Origin of the sequence: Leucobacter salsicius M1-8 (genome assembly GCF_000350525.1) — a bacterium.
Lineage (GTDB): Bacteria > Actinomycetota > Actinomycetes > Actinomycetales > Microbacteriaceae > Leucobacter > Leucobacter salsicius.
The window spans coordinates 104,002-114,949 of record NZ_AOCN01000015.1 but is presented as its reverse complement, the minus strand read 5'-3'; the positions used below and the strand labels follow the sequence as shown (position 1 = coordinate 114,949).

The following is a 10,948-nucleotide window of genomic DNA, read 5'->3' as shown; positions in this document are numbered from 1 at the left end:
AAAGCGGCGGCCCGAATCAACCTGATCCGGACCGCCGCAACGCGTCAGCATCTGAGGCACCTGAGGCACCTCAGCCCCTCACGCGCCAAATTCCCTACGACAGTGAGTGCTTCTCAGCGGCCTCGCCGGGCAGCACCTCGACGTCCTCGTCGATCTCGTCCTGCGGCTGCGCGCCGAGCCGGCCACGCGTCAGCTTGTTCACGATCAGCGCGAGCGCGCCGTCGCCCGTCACGTTCGTGGCGGTGCCGAAGCTGTCGAGCGCGATGTAGGCCGCGAACATCAGGCCGATCTCCATCTCGCCGAAGCCGAGCATCTGCGCGAGCAGACCCGCGGCCGCGGCGATCGCGCCGCCGGGCACGCCGGGCGCCGCGATCATCATCACGCCGAGCATCAGGATGAATGGCATGTATGCCCCGAACGACACGTCGCCGCCGGTCAGCAGCAGCACCGCGATCGAGAAGCACGTGATCTTGACCATCGAACCCGACAGGTGGATCGTGGCGCACAGCGGCACCACAAACCCGGCCACAGAGTCCGAGACACCGTTCTTCTTCGTTGACGCGAGCGTCACGGGAATCGTGGCGGCCGATGACGAAGTGCCGAGCGCCGTGAAGTAGGCGTCGCGCATGTTCCACAGCGCCTTCAGCGGGTTGAGGCCGTTCAGGGCGCCCGCGATCGTGTACTGCGCGAGCAGCACGACGAGAGTGAGCGCGAACGAGACGACAACCACGAGCAAGAACTTCGTGACGACCGTGACCGCGTCGCCGCTCGCCGACAGGTCCAGGAAGATGCCGAAGATGAACAGCGGCAGAGCGGGCACGATGATGCGGCGAATCAGCAGCTCGATAATGGTGCGAAACTCAACCGCGCCGCGGAAGATCACGCGGCTGTGGAACGCGGTAAGCCCAATGCCGACGACAAACGCGAGCACGAGGGCGCTCATGACGTCGATCACGGGCGGCAGCACGATCTCGGTCGCGCTGCCCGTGGCGCTCGCGGTGATGGACACGTAGGGTGCGAATCCGGATCCGGATCCCCCCTCAAGCTCCACCAGGCTGCCGCCCCCGAGTGCCGGGGTGAACAGCCAGCGGCTCACGAAGTACGCGAGCAGGCCCGCGAGAATCGTGGAGCCATATGCCAGGCCGGCCGTGAGGCCGAGCCACTTGCCGGCGCCCTTGCCCAGCTCGGCGATCGCGGGCGTGACGAGCCCCAAAATGATGAGCGGCACCGAGAAGCCCAGAATGCCCGAGAAGATCGAGTTATAGGTCAGAAAGACGTTACCCAGCCACTCGGGCATGATGGGCCCGGTGAGCATTCCGAGGATGATCGCGAGCACGATCCAGGCGAGGAGCGGCAGAGCGCGCAAGAGTTTCATGTGGATCCTTGAGTTCGTCGACTCGCGTAACTGCGGTGTGCGCGAAGGCGCGGCGCGGGGAGCGCGGGGGCGCGCCGGTGCGAAGAGTCTCCCGCAATAGTAGGCGATGCGACGGTGCCCGGCGTCCGCCCGCAACATAAGCTGGAGCGGTGAGCACTACACAGGGGCAGGCCCGGATCCGCTACGTCGCGATTGGCGACAGCTTCACCGAGGGTGTCGGAGATGAGCAGCCCGATGGTTCGGTGCGCGGCTGGGCCGATCTCGTTGCACAGGGCATCGCCGACGCGGTGGGCGAGCCGATCGAGTACGCGAACCTCGCGATCCGGGGCCGCTTGCTCGCTCCGATCATTGCCGAGCAGTTGGAGGCCGCGCTCGCCCTCGGCCCCACCCTCGTGAGCTTCAACGGCGGCGGCAACGACATGCTACGCCCGGGGACCGACATGCCCTGGATCATTGCGGAGACTGAGCGCACGCTGCTCCGGATCGCCGAAACCGGTGCGTCGCCCCTCTTGATTGCAGGCGCGAACCCGACCGCGGGCCTGCCGCGCGGCGAGGGCGTGCGGGCGAAAGGCGACCAGCTCACTTCGGCGGCTGGCGAGCTCGCCGCGCGCCTCGGCACCCAGTACTGCGACAACTGGAGCGACCCGGTGCTGGCCGGCCGCGAGTACTGGTCCAGCGACCGACTGCACCTGGCCCCCGTGGGGCATCACCGGGTGGCCTCCAACGTGCTGGGCGCCCTCGGCTATGCGACGCCCGCCGACTGGGTGATCGACGCCGCTCCAATTCCGGTGCCGTCGCGCCGTGACCAGGCGCGCTACGTACGCGAGCACGTACTGCCGTGGATCGGGCGCAGGCTGACGGGCCGTTCGAGCGGCGACGGCCGCACAGCGAAGCACCCGACCTGGGTCACAATCGCGCCGCGGGAGTAGCAGTGCCGCGCCGCGGGAGTAGCTCCGTCGCGCCGCGGGAGTAGCCGTGCCGCGCGCGTAGCTCCGCAAGCCCGGGATCCGGATCAGGGACCTCATTGAGTCCATACGCAAATGACGAGTGCATACGGTAATTGCGCAATTACCGTATGCACTCGTCATTTCGATATCAGGTGCGGGCCGAGCTGCGCGTCCGAGCTGCGTGGCTCAGCCGCGCGGGCGAATCTCATCCCGTGGGATGAGACGACTGGTACCTGAGGACGACGCGCAGGGGCGAGCGGGCCGCCAGGCTAGAAGGTAGACCACTATGCGCTGACCAGGCGCAGGATTCTGCCCGAAAGGCCCCATGTCCTTCCTCACCCTCGCCAGTCTCAAGAACCGGCTCATTGTCGGGCTCGCGACCCTTGCCGTCGCCGTCATCGGCCTCTTTTCCATGGGCGCGCTCAAACAAGAGCTCATGCCCTCGATGCAGGCCCCCATGGCGATGGTGTCGGTGCAGTCACCGGGTCTCGCGCCCGAAGAGATGGCGCGCATCGTCACCGAGCCCGTCGAGCAGGCGGTGAGCACCGTGCCCGGGGTGACTACGGTGACGTCGAACACCGCGAGCGGATACGCGACGGTCATGGTCGAGTGGCCCTTCACCGAGGGTGAAGACGAGACCATGCGCGCGATTCGGGGTGCCGCAGACGGCGTGAAGCCGATGCTGCCCGCCGGGTCCACCCTGGAGGTGTTCTCGGGCGGCACCGATGGGGTGCCCGCCATGGTGCTGAGCGCTGGTACGACGGGCGACGAGGCCGCCTTCGGGGACGCGCTGCAGCAGACGGTGGTGCCCGCGCTGCAGGCCATCGCCGGGGTGCAAACCGTGGAGCTCGCGGGCCGCGAGGACGAGCGCATCATGGTCGACCTGCGCCCGGCCGACGCCAAGCGCCTCGGGGTCGACACGGCCCAGATTGCGCTCGTGCTCGAGGCGCACGGTGCCGCGCTGCCGGCCGGTCAGGCCCTCCAGGACGGCCAGCCGCTGCCCGTGACCGTCGGATCCGAGCTCGGCGCAACCACCCCCGACGAGGCAATCGCCGCCGTCGGCGCGCTGCCCGTGTCGGGCAAGGACGGTGTCGTGCGGGTGTCTGACTTCGCCGACGTCACCCTCGAAGCAGTGCCTACCGAGGCGATCTCGCGTGTCAACGGCAAACCCGCCCTGACGCTGCAGATCATGCCCACGCAGGGCGCCAACGTGGTCGACATCTCGCACGCCGTCAACGCCGAGCTCGACCGCGTCGCCCCGACCCTCAAGGCCGAGTTCGTAGCGCTGTTTGACCAGGCGCCCTTCATCGAGCAGTCGATTCACGACCTTTCAGTCGAGGGCGGGCTCGGCCTGCTGTTCGCGGTGCTCGTGATTCTCGCGTTCCTCGGGTCGTGGCGCTCGACGCTCATCGCCGCGGTCTCGATTCCGCTGTCGCTGCTCATCACGCTGATTGGGCTGTGGTGGAGCGAGAACACCCTCAACATTCTGACGCTCGGAGCTCTGACCATCGCGATTGGGCGCGTGGTGGACGACTCGATCGTGGTGATCGAGAACATCAGCCGACGACGTGGGGATGGACCACTCACCATCGCGGGAGTGGTGGCCTCGGTGCGGCGGGTCGCGGGCGCGATCACCGCGTCGACCCTCACCACTGTCGCCGTCTTCTTGCCGATCGCATTCGTCTCGGGCATGGCCGGGCAGCTGTTTCGGCCCTTCGCCGTCACCGTCTCGATCGCGCTCCTCGCGTCCCTCTTCGTCGCCCTCACGATCGTGCCGGTGCTCGCGTTCTGGTTCATGCGCGGCGATAAGTCAGGCAAGCAGACTCCTACCGAAGAGCTGGCTGGCACCGACCTCGCCAGCACAGGCACCACACCCACCCTGGATCCGGAATCAGATCTGGCCGAAATTCACACCGCTCCTGACCGGCTACAAAAGGCAATCATGCCCATGCTGGGCGCCACGCGCCGGCACCCGGTCATCACGATCGTCACGTCGTCGCTGATTCTCGTGGGCACGCTCGCGATGAGCGCGTTCATTCCCACCGACTTTCTCGGGTCCTCAGGCCAGGAGAGCCTGCAGGTCACCCAGGTACCCAAGAAGGGGACGGCGGGCAGCGACGCCTTGGTCGCGGCCGCCGAGCCGGTCGAGCAGGCACTCGCCAAGGTCACGGGCGTGCGCGACGTGATGACGTCGATCCCGCTGGGCGCCAGCACCGGCGGGCCCACCGAGATCAGCTACACGGTGCAGCTCACAGAGGGCGCCGAGGTGCAGACGGTCGAACCCGCGGTACAGAAGGCGCTCGACAAGCTCAGCGACTCGGGCGAGCTCAGCATGGCGTCGCAGGACGCGTTCGTCGACGGTTCGGGCGGGGGCATCTCTGTGCAGATCCGAGGCAGCGACCCGGCCGCGCTGCGCGCCGCAAGCGATCTGCTTGAGCAGCAGCTCGCGGAGGCCGCGGGCGTGCAGTCGGTGAAGAGTGAGCTCTCGGGCGAGCAGCCTATTGTGCGAGTAGAGCTTGACGAGGCGAAGGCCATGAAGCTCGGGTTCGACCGCGCCACCGTCGCTGGCGTCGTTCGTGACGCCCTCGAGGGTACGACCGTCGGGCAGATGATGTTCGAGGGACAGGAACGCACGATCGTCGTGCGCACCCCGGGCGCCGAGCGCAGCGCCGAGCGCAGCGCCGACGAGCTCGGCAAGATCTTGCTGCCCGTCACCCCGCAGCAGACGGCCGAGGCGCAGAAGCGTGCGGGCGACAAGCTCCAGGAGCAGGCCGAGGTCGAAGCCGAGAACGCCCGCCTCGAGGCCAACGCAAACCTCACGAACCAGATGAACGAGGCAGCGAACGCGCGAGCCGAGCTCGTGGCGCAGCTCGCGACACTCACGGCCCAGCTCGAGCAGCTCAGCAAGGCCCCCATCACACCCGAGAAGCCGCGCACCCCCGAGGAGGATTCCGAGGTGCGCGCCGCCGAGCAGCGCGCCGAGCAGATCGCGGCACTCCAGGGCGCGATCGCGGGCGCCCAGGGCGGAATCGCCGGGCTCGACGAACAGCTGGCGGCGTTGCGCGAGGCGCAGGGCGAGGCAGCGACCCAGCTCGCCAAGCAGCAGGAGGCCGAGGCCGAGCAGAAGGCCGCGGTCGAGGTCACGGGCACCCCGATCCCGCTGTCGGACATCGCGACGGTGACCGAGGAGCTCACGGCGCCCAGCATCTCGCGCGCCGACGGCGAACGCCAGATCGCGCTCACCGTGACCCCCAAGTCGGGCCAGCTCGAGGCGGCTTCCGCAGCCATCGACACCGCCATCGCCACGACTGATCTGCCCGCGGGCGTCTCGTTCGAACTCGGCGGCGTCTCGGCAGAACAGGATGAGGCGTTCGCCCAGCTGGGCCTCGCGATGCTCGCGGCCATCATGCTCGTGCTGCTCGTGATGGTGGCGACGTTCCGCAGCTTCCGTGGCCCGCTCGTGCTGCTCATCTCGATCCCCTTCGCGGCGACCGGCGCGATCCTGGGCCTGCTCATCACGGGCACCCCGCTCGGCTTGCCCGCGCTCATCGGCCTGCTCATGCTGATCGGCATCGTGGTGACCAACGCGATCGTACTGATGGACCTGATCAACCGGCTACGTGCGAGCGGGGCGTCCCTCGCGGACGCGGTCGAACACGGCACGCGCCTGCGGCTGCGGCCAATCCTCATGACGGCCGCGGCGACGATCTTCGCGCTGATCCCGATGTCGCTCGGGCTCACGGGCGGTGGCGTCTTCATCTCGAAGCCGCTCGCGATCGTCGTGATCGGCGGGCTGATCTCGTCGACGCTGCTGACCCTGATTCTGGTGCCGGTGCTCTACACGCTCGTCGAGCGGCGTCGCGACCGCAAGATCGTGAAGCGGCGCGCACGCCGCGTGCGCCGTATGGAGCGCCGGATCGAGCGTCGCGAGGCGCGTGCGGGAGCTGCGAGCCCCACTGCGGCTTCGGAGCTCGACGCGCTCGTAGACTCGGCGAGCTAGGCCCGCGCGGGGTCAAGGCGGCCGCGATCCCGACATGGTCGTGACTGCTGAGTAGGAGATCTGCGATTTTGGGGCATCGAAACTCGAGTTTCGATCCTCAGAGAGCGCGGATCTCCTACCTGACCAAAGGCCTGGGGTGGTCACCTTGCTGGCGAGCGGTGCTGGCCCTCGAGAGCCTGGCGCCGTGGGCCGGGATCCGGATCAGCTCCTCTCTTGAGTCCATACGCCAATGACGAGCACACACGGTAATGATGCAATCACCATGTGTGCTCGTCATTTCGATATTGCCCGAAGGTCGGGCCGCTCAAGCTTTAGAGCAGAGAAGGCAGTGGTCAGGCCTCCTTGGCGCGGCAGGCCGCGCAGATGCCGAACAGGTCGATGACGTGCTCGATCTCGGCGAAGCCGTGCTCGGCGCCCACCTTGCTCGCCCACTCCTCGACGACCGTCGCGTCGAGCTCGCGAGCCGCCCCGCAGCTGCGGCAGATCAGGTGGTGGTGGTGTCCCGTCGACCCGCACGACATAAACAGGTTCTCGCCCTCAGGAGCCTGGATCGAGTCGGCCTCGCCGTCCTCGGTGAGGCTTGCGAGGGCCCGGTACACCGTCGCGAGCCCAATGGTAGATCCGGAGTCTCGCAGGGTCTGATGCAGCTGCTGCGCACTCACAAATCCGTGCGCGCCCACCAGCGCAGCGCGCACCGCCTCACGCTGCCACGTGTTGCGTCTCGGCTTCACACGCCACCTCCCGCTTCCACTACACACTCGTCACGGAGCCCCGCGCCGTGCCTCTCACGGTACCGAACTTCGCTGCTGCGCGGCTTGTTGATCCGGATCATCCCGCGCCCCAGCGCGTTCACTGCGAGGGCCGCGATGAATAGCCCCGCCATGGTGAGTCCGATCGCGCCGCCCGCGGCGACCGCGAACTCCCGTGAGATCCAGAGCCCCAGGAGCCCGCCGGCGACGCCGAGGCCGGCGGCGATGGGCGGGATCCACTCGGTGCGCGGCGCCAGCACACGCGCCGCAGCGGCCGGACCGAGGAGCACCGCTACGCCGAGGATCGCGCCGACCGCGGGCATCGCGACGACCACGGCGGCCGTGATGATGCCCGTGACGGCGAGCTCGACGGGCCAGGCCCGAAAGCCCGCCGCACGAAACCCGACTGGGTCAAAGGTGTGAAACAGGATGCGTCTACCGAAGACGGCGGCGGCGGCGAGCGCGGCCAGCAGCACCGCGGCCGTGACGGCAATATCAGCAGTGGTAACGGCGAGCGGCGAGCCAACGAGCAGCGCCTCGACGGGCACACCCAGCCCCGGGTTCAGGCTCGCGAGCAACGTGCCGAGGGCGAAGCCGAAGGCGAGCACGATGCCGCTCGCGACCTGGCGGCCCTGCCCCGGTACGCGCGCGAGCACGGTCATGAGCAGCACGAGCACGATGGCGAAGAGCGCCTGGCCGAGCAGCAGGTTCCATCCGGCGACGGCAAAGACGACCCCACCGGGGAAGGTAGCGTGGCTGAGGGCGACCGCGAAGAATGAGCGGCGGCGCAGCACGATCAGGGTGCCCGCGATGCCCGAAAGTAGCCCGAGCAGCGTCAGCTCGAGCGCGGCGAGTGCGAAGTAGCTCATGCGCGGGCCTCCCCCGGTACGGGGCAGTAGCCCGGCGTGGAGGGTGAGTCTGATCCTGTGCCGGATCCCGCCCCGGCAGCTGCGCCGCGACCAGTCGAGCTCCTGAGCCCCGCAGCGAGCCGCCACACGACCGCGACGGCATACAGCGCCACGAGCAGCATCACGACGACGGCCCCCGGCGACACCGAGGTGTCGAGCCGCACCGACCAGTCGAAGGCGAGCGCGAGCCCCGCGACGCCCGCGACCAGCGGGGTCACGATGGCGAGCGGCACGAGCCAGGCGAAGCGACGGGTCACGAGGCGGGCGACCGCCATCGGCACAATCGTCAGCGCGATCACCATCAGCACGCCGAGGGCCTGCACACCGGCGACCACGAGCAGCGCGACCGCGACGGCGAGCGCGAGGTCGGTGCGCAGCACACTCACCCCCGCGGCCTCTGCGCCCGAGCGATCGAACGCGCGAAACAGCTGCGACCTGCCCGTCAGCGCGATCACCAGCAGGGCGAGCAGCGCGACCGCGGCGATCTGCCACAGCTGCTCCTGCGTGACCGTCAGCAGCCGGCCAAACAGCAGCTCCTGCAGCTGCGACACGTAGCTTTCCTGCCGCGACACCAGCACGACGCCCAGGCTGAACAACCCCGTGAGCACGACGGCGATGGCAGAGTCGGCGTCCACGCCGCCGCGACGCTCGAGCAGCGTGAACAGCACGGCGGCCACGAGCGCGGCCACGAGCGCGCCGGGCAGCACGGCCGCCGTACCGCCGAGCGCCGCACCGATCACGAGGCCGGGAAACACGGCGTGAACGAGCCCGTCGCTGACAAACTCCAGGTCACGAAAGCTCACGAAGAGCCCCACGATGCCCGCCGCGACCGACAGAATCACGATCGTGAGCAGCGCGCGCCACATGAACGGCAGCGAGAAGATGCCGAGGGGCCCGAGCTCGGCGAGCTGCGCGATCCCGGTCACCCCTCGGTCTCCCGCGTCGTCGTGACGGTGTGCTGATCGAGTTCGACCGTGACGTCGTGGAATGCGTGCTGCACCGAGCCCAGTGTGATGGCCTCGTCCACGCGACCAAAGGACGCCGGATGCCCGGGCTGGTTCGGGTGATGCCCGCTCGCCAGCAGCAGCGCGTGCGTACACGCCTGCTGCGCGATCTCGAGGTCGTGCGTGGAGACGACCACGGTGCGCCCCTCGGCCGTGAGCTCGCGCACGAGCTCGAGCAGGGTGTCGCGGTTCTCGCGGTCGAGTCCGTTGAACGGCTCGTCGAGCAGCAGCAGTTGCGGGTTCGAAACGAGCGCCCGCGCGAGAATTCCGCGCTGCTGCTGACCACCCGACAGCTCGCCAAAGCGGCGGCCCGCGAACTTCGCCAGCCCCACCCGCTCGAGCGCGTGGGAAACGGCCTGGCGACCCTCACGCCCAATCGGGCTAATCGGGCCGCGGCTGCGGTAGAGCCCCATCGTGACAGCCTGCCGCAGCGAAATCGGCAGCGTCGTGTCGCGGGTATCGGCCTGCGGCAGAGTACCCACGCGGCTGCGTGCCCGCTCGGGCGCCTCGCCCAGCACGCGCACGCTTCCCGCGGTGCGGTCGGCGAGGCCGAGCAGCCCGCGCAGCAGCGTGGACTTGCCCGAACCGTTGGGCCCGATCAGTGCGACGGCGGCACCCACGGGCACTTCGAGGGTGAGGTCCTCGACGCGGGTGACGCCGCCGTAGCCGAACGCCGCCCCCTCGAGTGTGATCGCGGCGGTCATGCGGTGGGCTCCTTGGCTGCTGATGCTGCTGCGGTGTCTGCGGCGCTTGCGGCGGGATTCATTGCGGGCAATGGATCCGGATCAACACCCCAGGCCTCGAGAATCACGCGCGTATTGTGGGCGGTCGCGTCGAAGTAGGTGTCGGCGCCAGAGCCCGCGGGCCCGAGCGCATCGGCATAGAGCGACTCGGCGTCAATGACCTGCACGCCGGCCTCGCGGGCGATCGTGCGGGCCAGCTTCGGGCTCATGGAGGACTCGACGAAGATCGCGGGCACCCCGAGCTGCTTGATGCGAGCGACGAGCGCGTCGATTTCGGTGGCGCTGGGCTCGGCGTTGTCTTCAAAGCTCGGCAGAATGGAGCCCGCGAACGCGATGTCGTAATCGTGCAGGTAGTAACTGAGCGAGTCGTGACCGGTGACGAGCACCCTGTCGGCCTCGGGCACCCGGTCGAACTGCGCCGCGGCCCAGGCGTCGAGGGCCTGCAGCCGCTCGATGTAGCTCTCGGCCCGCTGCTCATAGTCGCTCGCGTGGGCCTCGTCGGCCGCGGCGAGCCCGCGGGCGACCTCGGTGACCATTCCCTGCGCCTGGCGCGGGGAGGTCCAGATGTGGGGGTTGACTGGGCCGTGATCGTGGCCGTCGTGGCTGTCCTCGGCGGCGTGCTCGTCGCCGTGATCAGCATGCTCGGCAAGCTCGCCGTCATGCGCGTCGCCGCCCATGTCCTCGCTGATGTGCGCGGCCTCTTCGAGGTCGATGCCATCGCTCGCAGTCACGATCTCGCCGCGGAACCCCGAGGCCTCGATCGCGCTATCGAGAAACGGTTCGAGCCCGAGCCCGTTCGTGACCAGCACGTCGGCCTCGGCCAGCGCGAGCAGGTCGGCGGGGCTGGGGTCGAAGTGGTGCGCCGAGGCTCCCGGCGCCATGAGGCCGTGGAGCTCGATGTCTCCGTCGCCCACCTCGGATACGAAGTCGGCAAGCTGCGTGGTGGTGGCCACCACGCGCAACTGGCCGGCATCTACCGCAGAGTTGCTGGCGAGGGTCGCACAGGAGCTCAGCGTGAGCGCCGAAGCCAGGGTGACGGTGAGGCCCGCGACCAGCGCGGCGGGTCGGCGATTGCGGCGCAGACCGCGTCGCTCGTGGATTACGTGAATTGGGGGGTGTGCCATGAAAAGCTTTCTAAATGAGAATGAGTCTCATTCTAGCCCCTACTGAGAACCGTTCGCAACAAGGGGGGTCCAGTGGCCATGTTTGGCCCCAGTCATGG

Annotated in this window: 8 protein-coding genes; 2 read left to right on the top strand and 6 right to left on the bottom strand. The window is 68.7% G+C overall.

What is annotated here, in order from left to right; genetic code table 11:
- Positions 1-94: 94 nt before the first annotated feature.
- On the bottom strand, positions 95-1,375 hold the full coding sequence (locus C795_RS0105735; RefSeq protein ID WP_017792802.1) for a dicarboxylate/amino acid:cation symporter: 1,281 nt from the start codon (positions 1,373-1,375) through the stop codon (positions 95-97).
- Positions 1,376-1,524: 149 nt separating this feature from the next.
- On the opposite strand from C795_RS0105735, the gene C795_RS0105730 reads away from it, so the two are divergent.
- Together C795_RS0105730 and C795_RS15315 are read left to right on the top strand one after the other, a co-directional pair.
- Positions 1,525-2,304 carry an SGNH/GDSL hydrolase family protein gene (locus C795_RS0105730; RefSeq protein ID WP_017792801.1) on the top strand — a complete coding sequence of 260 codons (780 nt, stop codon included), beginning with the start codon at positions 1,525-1,527 and terminating at the stop codon, positions 2,302-2,304.
- A gap of 343 nt (positions 2,305-2,647) precedes the next feature.
- Complete coding sequence (locus C795_RS15315) at positions 2,648-6,322, top strand: efflux RND transporter permease subunit (RefSeq protein WP_017792800.1); 3,675 nt, start codon at positions 2,648-2,650, stop codon at positions 6,320-6,322.
- A gap of 332 nt (positions 6,323-6,654) precedes the next feature.
- Here C795_RS15315 and C795_RS0105720 read toward each other — a convergent pair whose 3' ends face one another.
- The 5 genes from C795_RS0105720 to C795_RS0105700 are packed head-to-tail and all read right to left on the bottom strand — an operon-like array spanning position 6,655 to position 10,850.
- A complete protein-coding gene (locus tag C795_RS0105720) occupies positions 6,655-7,053 on the bottom strand; it encodes a Fur family transcriptional regulator (protein ID WP_017792799.1) in 399 nt (132 codons plus the stop codon).
- Positions 7,050-7,940: a metal ABC transporter permease gene (locus C795_RS0105715; RefSeq protein ID WP_017792798.1), complete on the bottom strand. Its 891-nt coding sequence runs from the start codon at positions 7,938-7,940 to the stop codon at positions 7,050-7,052. The genes C795_RS0105720 and C795_RS0105715 overlap by 4 nt, the downstream gene beginning before the upstream one ends.
- Positions 7,937-8,905 (bottom strand): metal ABC transporter permease, encoded by a 969-nt coding sequence (locus tag C795_RS0105710; RefSeq protein WP_017792797.1) that lies wholly within the window; start codon positions 8,903-8,905, stop codon positions 7,937-7,939. Before C795_RS0105710 ends, C795_RS0105715 begins: the two co-directional genes overlap by 4 nt.
- A complete protein-coding gene (locus tag C795_RS0105705) occupies positions 8,902-9,687 on the bottom strand; it encodes a metal ABC transporter ATP-binding protein (protein WP_017792796.1) in 786 nt (261 codons plus the stop codon). The genes C795_RS0105710 and C795_RS0105705 overlap by 4 nt, the downstream gene beginning before the upstream one ends.
- Positions 9,684-10,850 carry a metal ABC transporter solute-binding protein, Zn/Mn family gene (locus C795_RS0105700; RefSeq protein ID WP_017792795.1) on the bottom strand — a complete coding sequence of 389 codons (1,167 nt, stop codon included), beginning with the start codon at positions 10,848-10,850 and terminating at the stop codon, positions 9,684-9,686. Before C795_RS0105700 ends, C795_RS0105705 begins: the two co-directional genes overlap by 4 nt.
- Positions 10,851-10,948: the final 98 nt, after the last annotated feature.

Bases quoted from the DNA above. Each gene is read 5' to 3' on its own strand.
- C795_RS0105735 (WP_017792802.1), bottom strand. From the start codon at position 1,375: ATGAAACTCTTGCGCGCTCTGCCGCTCCTCGCCTGGATCGTGCTCGCG.
- C795_RS15315 (WP_017792800.1), top strand. From the start codon at position 2,648: ATGTCCTTCCTCACCCTCGCCAGTCTCAAGAACCGGCTCATTGTCGGG.
- C795_RS0105715 (WP_017792798.1), bottom strand. From the start codon at position 7,940: ATGAGCTACTTCGCACTCGCCGCGCTCGAGCTGACGCTGCTCGGGCTA.
- C795_RS0105705 (WP_017792796.1), bottom strand. From the start codon at position 9,687: ATGACCGCCGCGATCACACTCGAGGGGGCGGCGTTCGGCTACGGCGGC.
- C795_RS0105700 (WP_017792795.1), bottom strand. From the start codon at position 10,850: ATGGCACACCCCCCAATTCACGTAATCCACGAGCGACGCGGTCTGCGC.